Origin of the sequence: Phenylobacterium sp. (genome assembly GCF_031181185.1) — a bacterium.
GTDB lineage: Bacteria > Pseudomonadota > Alphaproteobacteria > Caulobacterales > Caulobacteraceae > Phenylobacterium.
In genome coordinates this window covers 1-16,489 of record NZ_JAPSKZ010000021.1, presented here as the reverse complement: position 1 = coordinate 16,489, position 16,489 = coordinate 1, and the positions used below count along the sequence as shown (strand labels likewise).

The 16,489-nt window shown below is 67.6% G+C and carries 22 protein-coding genes and 1 tRNA gene; 7 read left to right on the top strand and 16 right to left on the bottom strand.

Annotation, left to right across the window (positions count from 1 at the left end; genetic code table 11):
• Positions 1 to 72 precede the first annotated feature (72 nt).
• The 4 genes from phaC (at position 73) to RIF93_RS04220 (ending at position 3,806) form a co-directional block, all read left to right on the top strand.
• Positions 73 to 1,998: a class I poly(R)-hydroxyalkanoic acid synthase gene (phaC, locus tag RIF93_RS04235; RefSeq protein ID WP_309088765.1), complete on the top strand. Its 1,926-nt coding sequence runs from the start codon at positions 73 to 75 to the stop codon at positions 1,996 to 1,998.
• A gap of 113 nt (positions 1,999 to 2,111) precedes the next feature.
• Positions 2,112 to 2,441 carry a PadR family transcriptional regulator gene (locus RIF93_RS04230; RefSeq protein ID WP_309088764.1) on the top strand — a complete coding sequence of 110 codons (330 nt, stop codon included), beginning with the start codon at positions 2,112 to 2,114 and terminating at the stop codon, positions 2,439 to 2,441.
• Complete coding sequence (locus tag RIF93_RS04225) at positions 2,438 to 3,004, top strand: HAAS domain-containing protein (RefSeq protein ID WP_309088762.1); 567 nt, start codon at positions 2,438 to 2,440, stop codon at positions 3,002 to 3,004. Before RIF93_RS04230 ends, RIF93_RS04225 begins: the two co-directional genes overlap by 4 nt.
• 13 nt (positions 3,005 to 3,017) lie before the next feature.
• The gene (locus RIF93_RS04220) at positions 3,018 to 3,806 is read left to right on the top strand and encodes a GIN domain-containing protein (protein WP_309088761.1); all 789 of its coding nucleotides are present in this window, start codon (positions 3,018 to 3,020) and stop codon (positions 3,804 to 3,806) included.
• An 81-nt stretch (positions 3,807 to 3,887) separates the two neighbouring features.
• Here the strand turns inward: RIF93_RS04220 and msrB are convergent, their stop codons facing one another.
• The 5 genes from msrB to RIF93_RS04195 form a co-directional block, all read right to left on the bottom strand.
• Complete coding sequence (gene msrB, locus RIF93_RS04215) at positions 3,888 to 4,379, bottom strand: peptide-methionine (R)-S-oxide reductase MsrB (RefSeq protein WP_309088759.1); 492 nt, start codon at positions 4,377 to 4,379, stop codon at positions 3,888 to 3,890.
• Positions 4,380 to 4,418: 39 nt separating this feature from the next.
• Complete coding sequence (gene argC, locus RIF93_RS04210) at positions 4,419 to 5,393, bottom strand: N-acetyl-gamma-glutamyl-phosphate reductase (protein ID WP_375163834.1); 975 nt, start codon at positions 5,391 to 5,393, stop codon at positions 4,419 to 4,421.
• A 70-nt stretch (positions 5,394 to 5,463) separates the two neighbouring features.
• Positions 5,464 to 5,949 carry a 30S ribosomal protein S9 gene (gene rpsI / locus RIF93_RS04205; RefSeq protein WP_309088755.1) on the bottom strand — a complete coding sequence of 162 codons (486 nt, stop codon included), beginning with the start codon at positions 5,947 to 5,949 and terminating at the stop codon, positions 5,464 to 5,466.
• Positions 5,949 to 6,422 carry a 50S ribosomal protein L13 gene (gene rplM, locus RIF93_RS04200; RefSeq protein WP_309088802.1) on the bottom strand — a complete coding sequence of 158 codons (474 nt, stop codon included), beginning with the start codon at positions 6,420 to 6,422 and terminating at the stop codon, positions 5,949 to 5,951. Before rplM ends, rpsI begins: the two co-directional genes overlap by 1 nt.
• Before the next feature lie 177 nt (positions 6,423 to 6,599).
• Positions 6,600 to 7,631 (bottom strand): COX15/CtaA family protein, encoded by a 1,032-nt coding sequence (locus RIF93_RS04195; RefSeq protein WP_309088753.1) that lies wholly within the window; start codon positions 7,629 to 7,631, stop codon positions 6,600 to 6,602.
• Positions 7,632 to 7,723: 92 nt separating this feature from the next.
• Between RIF93_RS04195 and RIF93_RS04190 the strand changes: the two genes are divergently transcribed.
• Complete coding sequence (locus RIF93_RS04190) at positions 7,724 to 7,921, top strand: DUF2842 domain-containing protein (protein ID WP_309088751.1); 198 nt, start codon at positions 7,724 to 7,726, stop codon at positions 7,919 to 7,921.
• A 306-nt stretch (positions 7,922 to 8,227) separates the two neighbouring features.
• On the opposite strand, the gene RIF93_RS04185 is transcribed toward RIF93_RS04190, so the two are convergent.
• Positions 8,228 to 8,401: a DUF1508 domain-containing protein gene (locus tag RIF93_RS04185; protein ID WP_309088749.1), complete on the bottom strand. Its 174-nt coding sequence runs from the start codon at positions 8,399 to 8,401 to the stop codon at positions 8,228 to 8,230.
• A gap of 323 nt (positions 8,402 to 8,724) precedes the next feature.
• Complete coding sequence (locus RIF93_RS04180) at positions 8,725 to 9,090, bottom strand: helix-turn-helix domain-containing protein (RefSeq protein ID WP_309088747.1); 366 nt, start codon at positions 9,088 to 9,090, stop codon at positions 8,725 to 8,727.
• A gap of 61 nt (positions 9,091 to 9,151) precedes the next feature.
• Between RIF93_RS04180 and RIF93_RS04175 the strand changes: the two genes are divergently transcribed.
• Both RIF93_RS04175 and RIF93_RS04170 read left to right on the top strand, forming a co-directional pair.
• Positions 9,152 to 9,400, top strand: coding sequence for a helix-turn-helix transcriptional regulator (locus RIF93_RS04175; RefSeq protein WP_309088745.1), 249 nt, complete (start codon positions 9,152 to 9,154; stop codon positions 9,398 to 9,400).
• 154 nt (positions 9,401 to 9,554) lie between these two features.
• Positions 9,555 to 9,631, top strand: a tRNA-Pro gene (locus RIF93_RS04170).
• A 34-nt stretch (positions 9,632 to 9,665) separates the two neighbouring features.
• On the opposite strand, the gene RIF93_RS04165 is transcribed toward RIF93_RS04170, so the two are convergent.
• The 9 genes from RIF93_RS04165 to RIF93_RS04125 all read right to left on the bottom strand — a co-directional run bounded on the left by RIF93_RS04165 (position 9,666) and on the right by RIF93_RS04125 (position 16,237).
• A complete protein-coding gene (locus RIF93_RS04165; protein ID WP_309088743.1) occupies positions 9,666 to 10,181 on the bottom strand; it encodes a hypothetical protein in 516 nt (171 codons plus the stop codon).
• Positions 10,182 to 10,327: 146 nt separating this feature from the next.
• The gene (locus tag RIF93_RS04160) at positions 10,328 to 10,876 is read right to left on the bottom strand and encodes a DUF4142 domain-containing protein (protein ID WP_309088741.1); all 549 of its coding nucleotides are present in this window, start codon (positions 10,874 to 10,876) and stop codon (positions 10,328 to 10,330) included.
• A gap of 11 nt (positions 10,877 to 10,887) precedes the next feature.
• Complete coding sequence (locus tag RIF93_RS04155; protein WP_309088739.1) at positions 10,888 to 12,171, bottom strand: hypothetical protein; 1,284 nt, start codon at positions 12,169 to 12,171, stop codon at positions 10,888 to 10,890.
• Positions 12,172 to 12,253: 82 nt separating this feature from the next.
• Positions 12,254 to 12,655, bottom strand: coding sequence for a MerR family transcriptional regulator (locus tag RIF93_RS04150; protein ID WP_309088737.1), 402 nt, complete (start codon positions 12,653 to 12,655; stop codon positions 12,254 to 12,256).
• 14 nt (positions 12,656 to 12,669) lie between these two features.
• Positions 12,670 to 12,972, bottom strand: a complete 303-nt coding sequence (locus tag RIF93_RS04145) for an integration host factor subunit alpha (protein WP_309088800.1) — start codon at positions 12,970 to 12,972, stop codon at positions 12,670 to 12,672.
• 97 nt (positions 12,973 to 13,069) lie between these two features.
• Positions 13,070 to 14,050: a beta-ketoacyl-ACP synthase III gene (locus tag RIF93_RS04140; RefSeq protein ID WP_309088735.1), complete on the bottom strand. Its 981-nt coding sequence runs from the start codon at positions 14,048 to 14,050 to the stop codon at positions 13,070 to 13,072.
• Positions 14,051 to 15,100 (bottom strand): phosphate acyltransferase PlsX, encoded by a 1,050-nt coding sequence (plsX, locus tag RIF93_RS04135; protein ID WP_309088733.1) that lies wholly within the window; start codon positions 15,098 to 15,100, stop codon positions 14,051 to 14,053.
• 94 nt (positions 15,101 to 15,194) lie between these two features.
• The gene (locus RIF93_RS04130; protein ID WP_309088731.1) at positions 15,195 to 15,716 is read right to left on the bottom strand and encodes a DUF177 domain-containing protein; all 522 of its coding nucleotides are present in this window, start codon (positions 15,714 to 15,716) and stop codon (positions 15,195 to 15,197) included.
• The gene (locus tag RIF93_RS04125) at positions 15,713 to 16,237 is read right to left on the bottom strand and encodes a ubiquinol-cytochrome C chaperone family protein (RefSeq protein ID WP_309088729.1); all 525 of its coding nucleotides are present in this window, start codon (positions 16,235 to 16,237) and stop codon (positions 15,713 to 15,715) included. The genes RIF93_RS04130 and RIF93_RS04125 overlap by 4 nt, the downstream gene beginning before the upstream one ends.
• Positions 16,238 to 16,489: the final 252 nt, after the last annotated feature.

Here is a 16,489-nt window from a genome sequence, read left to right as displayed (position 1 = left end):
GTCACGCTCTTATGCGATGATCGCCCGGGGCGGAAGTCCGTGAGAGACTTATCCCCGTTGGAGGACGCCTGGATGAGCGAACAGACGACGGCGAAAGGTGGCAAGGGCCGCATGAAGAAGCCGCCGCTGCCCGAGGAGCCGGTCGCCGCCGAGCTGCTGGACGCCGCGACCACGACGCCCAAGGCGGAGCCCGAATCCCCCTCGTTCGACGCCGCCCAGCTCACCGCCGAGCAGCGGGCCCAACTCGAGAAGCTGTCCACGAACCTTGCCCGCGCCGCCCTGGCGGCTCAGGGCGCCATCGCCGAGATGGCGCTGCGCCAGGCCGACCGGCCGGCGGCGCTGACACCCGACCCGTTCCACGTGGCCCCGGCGCTCACCGAAGTGATCGGCCGCCTCGCCGCCCAGCCCGACAAGCTGATGCGGGCCCAGGCCGACCTCTTCGCCCGCTACCTCGACCTCTGGCAGTCCGCCGCCCGGCGCATGGCCGGCGACGAGGTGAAGCCGGTGATCGAACCGGCCAAGGGCGATAAGCGGTTCCTCGACCCGGACTGGTCCGCGAATCCGGTCTTCGACGTCATCAAGCAGTCGTACCTGCTCACCTCCGGCTGGCTGAACGGACTTGTGGCTGACGTCGACGGCGTCGATCCGATGCAGAAGCGGCGCGTCGAATTCTTCATGAAGATGCTAACCGACGCGTTCTCGCCGTCGAACTTCCTGGCCTCGAACCCCACGGCCCTGAAGGAGGTGCTGGCCACCGGCGGCGAAAGCCTCGTCAAGGGCATGGAGAACTTCGCCGCCGACCTGCACCGGGGCGGCGGCCAGCTGTCGATCGCTCAAACGGACTACGAGCGCTTCAAGATCGGCGAGAACGTTGCGACGGCGCCCGGCAAGGTCATTTTCCGCAACGAAATCATCGAACTGATCCAGTATTCTCCCACCACCGAACAGGTCCACGAGATCCCACTGGTGATCTTCCCGCCCTGGATCAACAAGTTCTACATCCTGGATCTGCGCCCCGAGAACTCGATGATCCGCTGGCTCGCCGACCAGGGGATCACCGTCTTCGTCGCCTCGTGGGTCAATCCGACGCCGGAGCTCTCGACCAAGACGTTCGAGGACTACATGCGCCAGGGCATCTACGAGGGGACCGCCGCGGCCATGGCGCAATGCGGCGTGCCGCACGTGAACGCGGTGGGCTACTGCATCGGCGGCACCCTGCTCTCCTCGGCCTTGGCGCACATGGCGGCCAAGGGCGTGCAACCGGTGAACTCGGCCACGTTCTTCGCCGCCCAGCAGGACTTCTCCGAGGCCGGCGACCTGTTGCTCTTCACCAATGAGGAGTGGCTGCAGGAGCTCGAGCGGCGCATGGACGAGGGCGGCGGGGTTCTCTCGGGCCAGGCCATGGCCGACACCTTCAACGCCCTGCGCGCCAACGACCTCATCTGGTCGTTCTTCGTGAACAACTACCTGCTGGGCCGGGAGCCAAAGCCCTTCGACCTCCTGTTCTGGAATTCCGACCAGACGCGGATGCCCAAGACCCTGCACCTGTTCTACCTGCGCAGGTTCTACGGCGAAAACGCCTTGGCCAAGGGCGAGCTGGTGTTGGACGGCGTGAAGCTGGACCTAGGCGCGGTGAAGATCCCGATCTACGTCCAGTCCTCCAAGGAGGATCACATCGCCCCCGCCCGCTCCGTGTACAAGGGCGCCAAGCTGTTCGGCGGACCGGTCACCTTCACCATGGCGGGCTCGGGCCATATCGCCGGCGTGATCAATGCGCCGGCCGCCAACAAGTACCAGCACTGGACCTGCTCGGACCTGCCCGACACGCTCGAGGCCTGGCAGGCCAGCGCCAAGGAAAGCGCCGGTTCCTGGTGGCCGCACTGGATCGGCTGGCTGAAGGACAAGTCCGGCCCGCTGGTCCCGGCCCGCGATCCCGCGAAGGGCAAGCTGAAGCCGCTGGGCGACGCCCCGGGCGAGTACGTCAAGGTCAGAAGCTAGGCGGCGTCCCTCCGTCGCCGTGGGTGAGCCGACACGTTACTAACGTTTAATGCCCGCTACCTTGCGTCACCCAATACCTGTCGGTACACCGGAGCCCAGCAAGGAGTTCCGATGTGCCGGAAGCCATAGAGATCCAGTTGAAGAAGGGCGCGCTGGAGCTGTGCGTGCTGGCTCTTCTCCACCACCACGACAGCTACGCCTATGAGATCGCGAGCCGCCTGTCCGACCTGATCGGCATGGGCGAGGGTACGATCTATCCGCTGATGCGCCGCCTGCAGTCGGACGGCCTCGTCGAAACCTACCTCGTCGAGAGCTCGGCCGGCCCGCCGCGCAAGTACTACCGGCTCACCGACACCGGGAAGCGCAGCTTCGAGAGCCAGAAGGACGCGTGGAGTTCGTTCTCGGGCGCCGTCGATCAGATCGTTTTTGGAGGGGCCAAATGACACGCCAGGCTTTCATGGCCCGGCTGCGGGAGGGCCTTCGCGGTCTGCCCCCGCAGGCGGTCGCCGACATCGTCGCCGACTATGAGGCGCACTTCACCGAGGGCGAGGCCGCCGGCCGCAGCGAAGCGGACGTGGCCGCGGCCCTGGGCGACCCCGAACGGCTGGCGCGCGAACTGCGGGCCGAGGCCCAGCTGACCCGCTGGCGCGAGGAACGTAGCCCCTCGTCGGCCGCCGCCGCCATCTTCGCGGTGCTGGGCCTGGGCGCGATCGACATCCTGATCCTGCTGCCCATCCTGATGGGTGTGGCCGCGGCGCTGTTCGGCTTCTTCATCGCGGTGATCGCAGTGTTCTTCGCCGGCGGCTTCCTGTTCGCTGCAGCGCCCTTCGTCGATCCGCCGGGCGGGACCGTCGCCGGCATCTTCGCCGGCATCGGCCTGATGGCCGGCGCCACCTCGGCCGGCGCCGTCCTCACCCTCATCAGCATCGGCCTGATCAACGCCCTCGTCTGGTATGGCCGCCTGCATTACCGGCTGCTCAAGCCCGCCCTGGAACCTCAAGGCTAAGGAGACGAACACCATGATCCGCAATCTTGTGGTGATCGCCGTGGCGGGCTTCGTGCTCGCCCTGGCCGCCCTCTCCGCCGCCTTCGCCATCGGCGGCCCCGACGCCCTCGCCCGCGGCGGCTGGCACTGGGCCGGCGACTGGGACAAGGACCACTGGGATCACGACTGGGACATCGACGTCGCCGAGGGCGGTGGCCCGGTCGCCACCCGCACCTTCGACTGGGATGACAGCGAGCGCCTCAGCCTGAGCATTCCGGCCGACGTCACCTACACGCAGGCCGACGGTCCCGGAAAGGTCACGGTCACCGGCCCCCAACGCCTGCTCGACCGAATGCGGATCGAGGAAGGCCGGATCCGCGTCCGGAAGGCCGGTTGGGGCGTGGGCAAGGTGAAGATCGTGATGACCGCGCCGAACGTCCGCCGCTTCCACTTCTCGGGCGCCAACCGCCTGACCATCGAGAACTACCGGCAGCCCAGCCTGTCGGTGGACATCTCTGGCGCCTCGGAAATCACCGCCCGCGGCGAGACCGAGGCCCTCGACATCGACATCTCCGGCGCCGGCGAGGCCCACATGGGCGACCTGAGGACCCGCGACGCCGAGGTGGACATCTCAGGCGCCGGCGAGGCCACGGTCGCGCCGACCGCCAAGGCGCGGCTCGAGATTTCCGGCATGGGCGAGATCAACCTGCTGACCGACCCCGCCGAACTGGAGAGCGACATCTCGGGCGCCGGGCGCATCCACCGCCCGCGTCCGGCCCAGTCCACGACCGCGGCCCCCGCCCCGGCCAAGACCACGACCTGACCGGTTCCGCAGACGGACCCCAAGCCTGTTTGCGACAAACTCGGGCCCGCGCTCCCCCGCGGGCCCGCTTCTTTTTATGGATCAGGCCGGGATGAACCTCAGGGCCAGGCCGTTGTTGCAGTACCGCAGGCCGGTCGGCTTCGGCCCGTCGTCGAAGACGTGGCCCTGGTGCCCCAGGCACTGAGCGCAGTGGTACTCCTTGCGCGGCACGCCGATCTTGTAGTCGGTCTTGGTCGCCACGGCGCCCGGGATTACCCGGAAGAAGCTGGGCCAGCCCGTGCCGCTCTCGAACTTCCACTCCGACCGGAACAGCGCCAGGCCGCAGCCGGCGCAGGCGAAGGTCCCCTTCCGCTTCTCGCCGTTCAGAGGGCTGGATCCCGGCCGTTCGGTATCCTCGTGGCGCAGCACCCGGTAGGCCGCCGGCGACAGGCGCTGCTTCCACTGGGCGTCGCCCAGCTTGCGGAACGGCGAGCTCGCATACTTGTCCGCGGCCAGCCCCGAGCCCGGCAGGCCGGACAGGGCGATCAGCGATGCGCCCAACAGGAAGGCGCGGCGTTCGACGTGCGTGTCCATGTCCGGATTACGTGGCCCGGAACACGGCGGATGCAAGCGCTACAGTCCCGCGTCCTCGTCGAGGCCAAGCATCAGGTTCAGGTTCTGGACGGCCGCGCCTGAGGCGCCCTTGCCCAGGTTGTCCAGCAGGGCGATCAGCCTCGCCTGCCCCGTCTGGGCGTTGCCGAACACGAACAGGCGCATGCGGTTGGTCCCGTTCAGGGCCTCCGGGTCCAGGGCCTGCACATGACCGGCCGCGCCGGCGCGCGTCGCCTGCAACTCGGCGCACTCGGCGCCGCTCGCCACCTCGACGAACGTCTCGCCCGCGTAATGGGCCTCCAGCGCCACGTGCAGGTCGGACGGGGCGGGCTTCCTCGGCAGCGCCCAAAGCTGCAGCGGCGCCTCGACCAGCATCCCTTGGGCGTAGCGGCCGACCGAGGGCGCGAACACCGGCGGGTGCGCGAGCCCCGTATAGGCCTGCATCTCGGGCAGGTGCTTGTGGGCCAGCGGCAGACCGTAGGCGCGGAACACGTCGCGCGCGCCCTGCTCCTCGAACTCGGCGATCAGACCCTTGCCGCCGCCGGAATAGCCCGAGATTGCGTTCACGGTCAGCGGGAAGTCCGCGGGGATCAGTCCTGCCTCCACCAGCGGCCGCACCAGGGCGATGAATCCGGTCGGATAGCAGCCCGGATTGGCCACCCGCTTGGAAGCGCGGATCGCCTGGCGCTGGTCCTTCGACAACTCGGGAAACCCATAGGTCCAGCCGGGCGCCACCCGGTGCGCGGTGGAGGCGTCCACCACGCGGACCGCCGGGTTCTCGATCATCGCCACGGCCTCCTTGGCCGCGTCGTCCGGCAGGCACAGCACCACAGCGTCAGCGGCGTTGAGCAACTCGGCGCGCGCGTCGGCGTCTTTCCGCCGGGCGGGATCGATCGACAGGATCTCGATGTCGCGGCGGCCTTCCAGCCGCTCGCGGATCTGCAGTCCCGTGGTGCCGGCTTCGCCGTCGATGAAGACCGTGTGGGCCATTCGCAGCTCCGATAAGAGAAAGGGCGCCTCGGTTTCCCGAAGCGCCCTGTCCGTAAACGCGAGTTGTCGCGCGCGGTTAGCGCTTCGAGAACTGGAAGCTGCGTCGGGCCTTCGCCTTGCCGTACTTCTTCCGCTCGACGACGCGCGGGTCGCGGGTCAGGAAGCCGTGCGGCTTCAGCACCGAGCGCAGGCCCGGCTCGTAGTAGGTCAGCGCCTTGGCGATGCCGTGGCGAACGGCGCCCGCTTGGCCCGACAGGCCCGAACCCTCGACCGTCACTTCGACGTCGAACTGGCCGAGGCGGTCGGCGACCTGCAGCGGCTGGGCAATCATCATCCGCAGCACGGGGCGGGCGAAGTAGATCTCCTGGTCGCGGCCATTGATCGTGATCTGGCCCTTGCCGGGCTTGATCCACACGCGGGCGACCGCGTTCTTCCGCTTGCCGGTCGCGTACGAGCGGCCTTGGGCGTCGATCTTGGGCTCGCGAACGACGGCTTCTTCCTGCGTGCCGAGGCCCTTCAGGGCGTCGAAGCCGGTCGCTTCTTGGGTGTTGGCTTCGCTCATTACGCGCTCCGCACGTTCTTGGCGTTCAGGTCGGCGAACGCGATGGTCTCGGGGTTCTGGGCCGCATGCGGGTGTTCTTCACCCGTGTAGATGCGCAGGTGCGTCATCTGCTTGCGGGCCAGCGGGCTTTCCTTCGGCAGCATGCGCTCGACAGCCTTCTCCAGCACGCGCTCGGGGTACTTGCCGCCGAGGATCTGGCCGGCGGTGCGTTGCTTCACGCCGCCCGGGTGGCCGGTGTGCCAGTAGAAGATCTTGTCCGACAGCTTCTTGCCCGTGAACTTCACCTTGTCGGCGTTCACGACGACGACGAAGTCGCCGCAGTCCACATGCGGGGTGTAGTCGGGCCGATGCTTGCCGCGAAGGCGCATCGCGATGAACGAAGCCAGGCGGCCGACCACGGCGTCCTTGGCGTCGATCACGATCCACTTCTTCTCGACCTCGGCGGGCTTCAGCGAAGCCGTCGTAGCCTTCAACATGGTTCAATCCGTCAGAATGGTGCGGGTGCGCGAACGTGCGTCCCCGACGTGAGGCGCGGCATATGCCGGTCGCGCTCGTCGTTGTCAATGCCGGCGAACGCGCCGGATCTGTGAAATGGCCAGCGAATACAACGACCTAGTATACACGGTATTATTATACCGCGATTTTCTTCCTCAAATCCGCCGCACGCGCCAGGCGAAGGCGGTCGCCAGCGCCAGGATGAGCGCCGCGATCAGTTGGTGGGCGATCGACAGGCCGACCGGCGCGCGCAGGACGAGGGTCGCCACGCCCAGGGCCGCCTGCAGCACCACGGCGGCGGCCACCGCCACGGCCAGCAGCTTGCTCTCGCGGTGCAGGTAGTTCGACCGCCACGCCGCCAGCCCGACGGCGACGGCGACGCCGGTCAGCAGATAGGCCGCAAGCCGGTGATGCAGCTGCACCGCGCCCTGGCTGTGCGCCAAGGTCCCCCACAGCGTGGTCGCCGCGTAGTCCTCAGGGACCAGCCGCCCGCCCATCAGGGGGAAGTCGTTATAGACCAGGCCCGCATCGTTGCCGGCCACCAGCGCGCCCAGCAGGATCTGGAAATAGATCAGCGCCAGCAACCAGGCGGCGCGCCGGCCCCAGGGGCTGGGCAGCGTCTGGCGCGCCCCGCCCGCCCAGGCGTCCAGCGCCGTCCAGATCAGCGCGGCCAGCAGGGCGAAGGCCAGGCCCAGGTGCACCATCAGCCGCTCGGGGGCGACCGAGACCCGTTCCGACAGCCCGCTCGCGACCATCCACCAGCCGACCGCGCCCTGCGCCGCGCCCAGCACGAAGATGCCGACCAGCCGCCAGGTCAGCCGTCTGGGAATCTCGCGGCGGACCGCGAACCAGACGAACGGGGCGAAGAACACGAGCCCGGTCAGCCGCCCCAGGAACCTGTGACCCCACTCCCACCAGTAGATGGACTGGAACTCGGAGAGGCTCATGCCGCGGTTCACCTGCTGGTACTGCGGGATCTCGCGGTACTTGGCGAACTCGGCGTGCCAGGCGGCCTCGCTCATGGGCGGGATCGCTCCGGTGACCGGCTTCCACTCGGTGATCGAGAGGCCCGAGCCGGTCAGCCGGGTCGCGCCGCCTACGACCACCATGGCCAGGACGAAGGCCGCCACCACCAGCAGCCAGATGGCGACGGGCTTGGAGCGGTCGGAGCGCAGGAACGAGGTCATGGGTACGCGAGGGGCAGCGCCGCTGGGGGCCGAACTTGGCCGGTCTCTTTATCGGTCTTGGGTCGGAAGCGCGACCCCGCTATAGCCCGGCCATGTCCGCCCGCCTGCGCAAGCTCATTGGCCTCTTCGCGATCTTGGGGTTCCTGATCCTCTACGTGTGGGCGGCCGTCTTCATCGGCGAGCGCATCCCTGAGCGCTGGTGGGCGCAGCTTCCCTACTACGCCCTCGCCGGCTTCTGCTGGTGGCTGCCGCTCGCGCCGCTGTTCCGCTGGATGAACCGCGGGCGCTGACGTCTTCGTCTGACATTCGGGATTGCCCGTCGCGGGCGAGCCTGCCTATAAGGCCCGCCTCGCCGACCGGCCTGCGGAGCGTAGCGCAGCCTGGTAGCGCACGAAGTTCCCGGCAACCTCCGACACATTGTCTACAAACGAAAATCCGCTTTCCGCCTCGGTGGAAGGCGGAAACTGTCGGAAATTGTCGGCAACGTTTAACGCCCCCAGCGGGCGTTAACGCCCGCCAGAACGCCCGCCGCCGAAAGCATTTCGGGCGCGAGCAAAGCTCGCGCCCGACGCCTTCGAAGTAGGCTCTCGTTAACCCTACGCGGCGATCTTCACCGGCAGGCCACGCGAGTTGGCCGTGAGGTTCAGGCCGTGGATGCAGTCCTGCTGGTTGATGTACCCCTCGCCCGAGTTGGCGATTTTCTTGCCGTTCGCAGCGTAAAGGGTCCATCGCCACTGGCGGGAAACGTCCAGATAGACGTAGTAGTACATGAGTTCTGATTCCTTATGCGAAGTGCCAAACCGGTATCTCTTTGAGTACCGGCATGAGGGATCGGACTGGGCCCTCGAGGTGCGGGCTCGCGACCTGGACGACGCTAAGGCTCGGCTGAGAACTCTGCCTTTTGCGACGTACTTGGGCGAGATCGAAACCTCGGGGCCCCTCCCGAACGCCGAAGATGTCCGACGCCCGGCCAATGAGCCCTGATTCGTAGACCTCTGCGCTGCGCGATCAAGGTTATCCACAATCCATCCACAGGGTTCGGAATCGGATTTCCGATAACGCCTGTGTACGAAATGTGGATAACTTTATCGGCTTAGCGGCGGTGCCGCTTCGGACTACGTGACCGCCCCCGGTTGGCCTTCCGCTGCTTGTCTGTGGGTTCCAAGACGACGCGCTCCAGGCTACCCGAAGACAACGCCAGCAAACGCTGGAGCGAGCCATTCTCCCGCAAACGCGCGAGTGACGCGCTGATCCGACGATCGTCCGCCGCCCGCTCCGCCGCCCGGGCGCGCACGGTGTTGCGACTGACGTAGGCTTCAAGCTCGGCAGCTGGAACCAGAACGTTCCCGCCATTGAAGACCGCGAGCTCGCCCTCCTCAATCAGCTGAAACACGTGCTCAACGGTACATCGAAGTCGCTGCGCGACCTCTTCTAGCGTCAGCAATTGCGTCCCCGACATCGGCCGAAAATGACACGTATAGGGGACAGATCAAGCCGTACGATTTGCGCCAACTCTGCCCATGGATCTCGTCCGGATTCTTGGCTGGAACGTACGTGCGCGTCGGAGGCAGCTGGGCATTTCCCAGGAGGAGCTGGCTTACGAAGCCGGGATGAAGCGCAGCTATCTGAGCGATCTTGAACGGGGAACGCGCAACCCCTCCGTAAGAGCAGTTGAGCGTCTCGCAATCGCACTCAAGGTGCCACCCGGCGACCTCCTGGCGGCGCCCGCACCTGAGCCTAATGCCGGGCTAAGCGATACGCCCCCCTAACACTCGACATATGTCATTGATGTGATTGGTATTTGTGAGATTAGCCCCCCGCATAATGCCCCCCAAATGCGCGTCGCCTGCTCTATTTCTCACGGTGACGATTTGGACTTGCCGATACGAACCAACGGGTTAGAAGGACGCCTCGCCGCCGGACCGGAGCGTAGCGCAGCCTGGTAGCGCACTTGACTGGGGGTCAAGGGGTCGTGGGTTCGAATCCCGCCGCTCCGACCATCGGCCGGCGGCGAGGTATTCCCGACCATCTGGTTCACGGCGCAGGCAGGGTCCTCTCCTCGGCCGGGCCCGTCCCGGTCGCCTCTCCTTCGCGGGCGAGCAGCTCGTGAACGGTCAGATAGTTGCGCGCCGCCAGCTCCTCGAGGCTCCGTTTCAGGTTCGCCAGGTCGGTGAAGACGCGCCCGCTGAGCGTCAGCTCGCCTTCGCGGCGCACGACCCAGCCCGCCTCGGCCAGTTCGGCCACCTTCCGTCGAACGGTTTCCTTCGGCATGTCCAGTGAGGCTGCGATCGATCGGATGTTGGTCCCGCGACTGGGCAGCTCCGCCAGCGGGACCAGATCTTCCACCGACGAGGCGCGGAACTGGGGGTCCTCGGTCACGCGCACCGCGATGACGAGCAGGATCAGGAAGGACTCGGCGTCTCCGGTGCAGAGGCGCGACAGGCGCAACAGCTCGAGCATCGGGTTGAGCAGGTCTCGCGCAACCAGGGCATAGTTGGCCGCGACGAGTTCGACGAGCGGCTTCAGCTCGGTTCGAGACGCAGATGGCATTGCGCCCTCCCATCTCGGGCCGTGGGTTGCGGCTCCTTCAAGGCGCCGTAAGCTCCACTCAAGTATCGTTGTTATTCATAACGTACGAGCAGTCAGTTGGAGCCAGGCCTTCCGGGACGCCCCGCAGGGAACGGCGGGGCTCGCCCTCAATGAACCCCGATCCGGCCCAGCATCTTCAGGTGACGCGCCACCATCGGCCGGCCGCCCCTGGCGACGGACCGGAGCTGTGGATTGCCGCCGTTCTCTGCATAGCCGTCGTGAAGCGCCAAGGTCTCCTGGTGGGCCATGCGTTGCTGATCCAGGTACGTATGATCGAAGACGTCGTCCGCGGCCTCCTCCAGATGCTTCAGCATCCCGGCGCGGCGCGCATCCAGCGCCACGACGGGCGCGGCGTCGGGGATCTCATCCGTGACCTCGTGGCTCCGGAGCGCCGAGCGCATCTGGTGCATGGCGGTCGTGTGGTGCTCGACCATCATCGCGCCGAACTCGCGGACCGCTTCCGACCTGCCGCGCTGGATCGCCAGCCGGCCCGCCTCGATCTCATAGAAATCGCCGATGCACGCATTCGCGATGTAAGCGCGGGCGTCGTGGGAGCCCGCCGTCGCGGCCGAGGCCATGCCCACCATCCCGCCGACCATGTCCTGCACCTTGTTGGCCGCGTCCTTGAGGCCGCCGTTCTCGTGTTCGCCAGACATAGCTTCCTCCTTCAGAGACTCGTCGCCTGCCCGCTCGGTCCGCCGGCGGCTTGCCAGTACCCCAGCTCACGGTGCGGCCCGTCCGCCCGCAGCGGCGCGACGGGATGCGGGCCTTCGGGCTCGAAGCGGTACTCCTCGCCGAACTCTTCGCGGTGGCGCTCGATCACCTGTTCGGACGGGACGCCGCCGGCGTTCACGATCGCCTGGTGCTCGAAGTAGCGATGCTCCTGGGGCAGTTCGCCCACCGGCACGAACTCGGAGTCCCAGGCCGTCAGCTCGACCTGACGCGAGACGACCTCGCGCAGGTAGGCCTTGTTCTCCTCGAAGGTCATCGGCGCGTCGTAGCCAGCGCCGATCAGTTCGGCGGCGTCCTTGCCCTCGATCTCCTCCAGCGCCCGCGCCGCCACCTGCAGGTGCTCGATCTCCATGGCCAGGTGCAGCTCCCACAGCGCCCTGATCCGCGGGTCCGTCTCGGTCTCGAAGCAGGACCAGTAGAGCCAGCATTCGTGGTTCTCGTGCAGGACCCAGTTCGCGAGCCAGCTGATGGTGGGGTCGAGGCAGGACTCGTAGTGGCTGACGTGCTGCTCCTCGATCTGGGCGATCTCCAGGTACAGCGCCCGCGCCAGCGGGTCGGTCGGCCGGTTCCCGACGGTCATGTAGTAGTTCATCGTCTGCTGCTCGGCCGACACCAGCGTCATGGCGTTCAGGATCGATTGCCGGTGCGCCGCCTGCACCGTCATGGGACGGCGGATGTCGTCGTGCGGATGGCGGTGCTCGAAGATCGTCGGCCGCCCAGGCGTGATCTCCGTGTACGACCCGGTGATCTCCTCGGCGCGCCGGCCGTTCCCCATCAGGTCCATGAGGTTCGCGTAGCGGTAGAGGTGGTCGAAATCCTCCAGCAGGCCGAACTCGTAGACCTGTTTCAGGTACGGATCGGGTTCGTGGCGGGCGAGCCAGGCGGTGAGGTCGACCGCCACCTGCTCGTAGCCGATCGTGACCTCGACGGCGTTCTCCTGCTGCTCGCCTGGGATCAGCCAGTTCACGGCCTTCTGCTGCTGCTGTTCGACTCGGCGGATGCGCTGCAGCCGCTGCTTCAGCTCCACGTCGGCGAGATGGCGGTTGAAGTTGTGCGAGAACATCGCCGCCTCGACCTCGACCCCGTTCATCAGGATCACGCGGCAGCGGGTGTACGGGTGTACGGCGCGCGTGTCGTAGGGCTCGACGTTCAGTTCCGACCAGCTGCGAAGTTGGCGCTCGAGCGGGATGCCTCGCTCGGCGAGCGGATTGAAAGCCATGGCCGTCTCCCTGGATGACCAGGGGCTAACCATGGGCGCTACGCTAGGTTGCGGCGCCGCCTGATGACTTTAGATTGCAGGGTTAGCTTTTGAGCAGGTCGTCCAAGCGGCGCTTGGCGGCTTCCAGATCGCGCAGGGCCGTCAGCAGGGCGTCGGCGTCCCCGGCGGCGGCGTGGCCGGGGGGAGGCTCAACCCGCGCGGCGGACGCGCCCTGCCCCTCGCCGGCGGCGATCAGGCGCTTCAGGCCCTGTTCCCGGTGCAGCTTCTGCACCCCCTTGATCGTATAACCCTCGTCGTGCAGCAGCCGGCGCACGCCGCGCAGCACAGCGATGTCGGCCGGCCGATAGAAGCGGCGGCCGCCCGCCCGCTTCATGGGCCGGATGAAGGCGAACTTGGTCTCCCAGAACCGGAGAACGTGCTGCGGCACGTTCAGCTCTTCCGCCGCTTCGGAAATCGTACGAAAGGCGTCCGGGCCCTTGGCCACGGCCTAAGGCGTCCTCACCGCGATAACGCCCGGTCGACCCGCGCCTTCATCACTTGGGAGGCGCGGAAGCCGATCACGCGGCGCGGTTCGATGGCGGCGGGCTCGCCCGTCTTGGGGTTGCGGCCCATACGGGCGCGCTTGGAACGGACCTGGAAGACGCCGAAGCCGGAGAGCTTCACCTGCTCGCCGCGCTCGAGGGCTTGGCACATCAGCTCGAGGACGCGCTCGACCAGTTCGGCGCAATCCTGGCGGGTAAGGCCCACCTGCTCGTGCACCGCCTCGCAGAGGTCGGCCCGGGTGACCGTCGCCCCCTTCATCCTTACGCTGACCCCTGCCGAGACATCGTTCATGGACCTTGATTGTCCTATTGGCTCAAAGACTTCAAGTCACGCTTTGTGGCCGATGGTGAGGGCCTTAGAGGCGCAACACGCAGGCGCCCCAGGTCAGGCCGCCGCCCATCGCTTCCAACAGTAGAAGTTGTCCTGGCTTGATTCGTCCGTCGGCGATGCCCTGGTCCAGGGCGAGCGGGATCGAGGCTGCCGAGGTGTTGGCGTGCTCCGCGACGGTCGAGATCACCTTGTGCTCGTCGATGCCCAGGCGCTTGGCCACGCCTTCCAGGATGCGCTGGTTGGCCTGGTGCGGGATGAACCAGTCGACGCTCGAGACCTCCAGGCCGGCATCGGCGGCGGCGGCGGTCACCGCCTCCGAGATGTTCACCACGGCGTGGCGGAACACCTGGTTGCCCTGCATCCGCAGATAGCCCGTGGTGCGCGTGGTCGAGACGCCGCCGTCCACATAGAGCAGATCCTGCTTGGTCCCGTCGGCGCGCAGCGCAAACCCCAGCAGACCGCGGTCTTCCGTGGTTCCCTCGCCTTCGACCGGTTCGACCACGACGGCGCCGGCTCCGTCGCCGAACAGCACGCAGGTGCCGCGGTCGGTCCAGTCCATCAGCCGGGTCATGCACTCGGCCCCGATCACCAAGGCGCACTTGGACCGGCCGCGCGCGACAAAGCCGTCGGCGGTCGAGAGCGCATAGACGAAGCCCGAGCATACGGCCTGGACGTCGAAGGCGATGCCGATCGGCGCGCCTAGCTTCCGCTGGACGATGGTGGCGGTGGCCGGGAAGGTCAGGTCGGGCGTCGTGGTCGCCACGACGATCAGGTCGACGTCCGCCGCAGTCCGGCCGGCGGCGGCCAGCGCCCGCCTCGCCGCCTCGACGGCCAGGTCCGAGACCGGCTGGTCGTCGGCAGCCTTGCGGCGCTGGCGGATGCCGGTGCGCTCCCGGATCCACTCGTCCGAGGTGTCGACCGTCTTGGCGAGGTCGTCGTTCGTGACGACGCCTTCCGGCAGATAGCCGCCGACGCCGGTCACCACGCTACGCACGACTCTGGACACTCAGACGGCTCCGTCCGCAGGCGCCGCGCTCGAAAGGACGGCGGGAAGGCGCCTCATATTCCGTTCGATCTCGGAGGCAAACCCGCTTTGCGCAACGTCAGCCGCCGCCTTGATCGCCTTGGCGAACTGGCGATCGTCGGCGCCGCCGTGGCACTTCAGCACCAGGCCGTTCAGGCCCAGCAGCGGCGCTGCCGGCGGCGGATTGATCCGTTCGCGGAACCTCAGCAGCGACGGCTTGGCCAGCAGAGCGCCCAGGCTGGACAACGGCCCGGCGGTCAGGGCGGCCCTCAGCTCGCCGTACATGAACTTGGCGGCGCCCTCCATGGACTTCAGCGCCACATTGCCCGTGAAGCCGTCGGTGACGATCACGTCCACCGTGCCCTTGGTGATGTCGTCGCCCTCGACGAAGCCACGGTATTCCAGGTCCAGCTGGGCCTCGCGCAGGATCCGGTGCGCCTCGCGGACCTCCTCGTGCCCCTTCATCTCCTCGGAGCCGACGTTCAGCAGACCGACGGTCGGCTTGGCCACGCCGTGGGCGGCGCGGTGATAGGCCTCTCCCATGATGGCGAACTCGACGAGGCGCTCGGCGTCGCAGTCCACGTTGGCGCCCACGTCCAAGAAGGTGCTGACGCCCTTGGCGTGCGGGATCGAGGCCACCAGCGCGGGCCGGTCGAGGTCCGCGCTCATCCGAAGGATCAGCTTGGAGATCGCCATCAGCGCGCCGGTGTTGCCGGCCGAGACGCTCACGGCCGCCTCCCCGTCGCGGATAGCTTCGATGGCGTTCCACATGGAAGTGCCCTTCGCCCGGCGCAGCGCCTGGGCGGGCTTCTCGTCCATGCCGATGACGCGCTCGGCGTGGCGGATCTCGCTGCGCGCAGCCAGGCCCGCGCACTTGGCCACCTCGGCGCGCAGCTGCGCCTCGTCGCCGTGCAGCAGCAGGCGCGCGTGCGGCGGCAGCTCCTTCAGCGCAAGGGCGGCGGCGGGCGCCACCACGGACGGCCCGTGATCTCCGCCCATGGCGTCGATCGAAATCACCAGCGATTGGGTCAAGTCGGCGCTTTCGTCCCTCGGCGGCCTTCAGCCGGAATCATCGCGACCATACGCGGCGGCTTCAGTTCTGAAAACTGGGGCGCAGGCTGTTCGCTCAGCCCTTCGGTTCCTGCAGCTTCTTCAGCACCGCGAAGGGCGACTCCTCCTGCTGCGGCGGCTGGTAGTCGAACGTCACGCCCGGCTTGCGGGGGAACGGATCCAGTTCCAGCGAGAGATGTTCGACGACGTAGTTGGAGACGTCGATGGCGTCCCCCGACAACACGTCCGGCGGGTCGTCGGCGTCGGGATCCAGCTCCAGCTCGCCGCCCTCCTCGCTCGCGGCATGCGGGCTCCCCGCCGGCACGACCCGAGCGAACACCTCACCCGAAACCGGCTGTTCGAAGGGATCCAGGGTGACGCCACACACTTGCTCGACCACGGCGTCGAAACGGCCCGAGAGTTCGGCCCCATCCAGCCACGGCTTGACCGTGACGTCGGCTTTGAACGCCGGCAGGCTCTTCAGGCCCAGGCGCTTGGCGACGGCGGCCCGCTCGGCCTCGTCCGGCGCGAGCGTGAGCTGAACCGGGCCGCGGCCCAGCTCGTGCAGCTTCACAGGCTTGTCCCACGCGTGGCTCAAAGCGGCCTCCAGTCCACGGCGCCCTCGCACAGCCGCTCCAGCGAATTACCCGCCAACGTTTCGCGCTGCGCCATCACATAGTCGGCGAGTTCGGGCGACCGGTCTGTTGCGCCCGCGTAGACCGTCCGCGCCAGCACGGTCTGCAGCGGCTGGCGGTCCGGCAGGGCGTCCAGCGCCGCCTGATAGTTCTTGCCGCGGCCGTAGAACGCCTCCCCCAGCTTGCGCATCTTCTTGCCCACCGTCACGTCGCTGACGCCCATCTCGCGCAGCGCGTCGTCCAGGCCCTTCACATAGGCGTCGAACAGCGCCTGCGACACGTCGGCGGCCAAAGCGCCCTGCCCCCGCAGGCGCTCCAGCAGCAGCACGACGTGCAGGCTGTAGACCTCGAAACGCCCCTCGACAGTGTCCGGCACGCCCAGGTCGCGGTAGAGCCCGGGCGAGCGCGACTGTTCCACCACCCGCGCATAGAGCGCGCGGCCGGCGATCTGGGCCGGCTTCCGCTTGAACAGGCTCTTGAGCATCGGGTCGGCCTCGATTTCGCCCGAAGGGGCGGGTAAAGGGCGGCATTGAACTAAGGGGCGGCCGGCGATAGGTCAAAGCCTCTTGCCTTTCAGGTGATTGGAAACCCAGACCGCATGTTCCGCAATGCCGCCCCCGCCGCCCTCGCCGCCGGCCTCGTCGCCGGTCTTGGGCTCGCCGCTTGCGCGCCGATCACCACCTACTCGGGTTTCCAGGCGATCGACGCCAATCCGCAGGACGTGAAGGTCGGGACC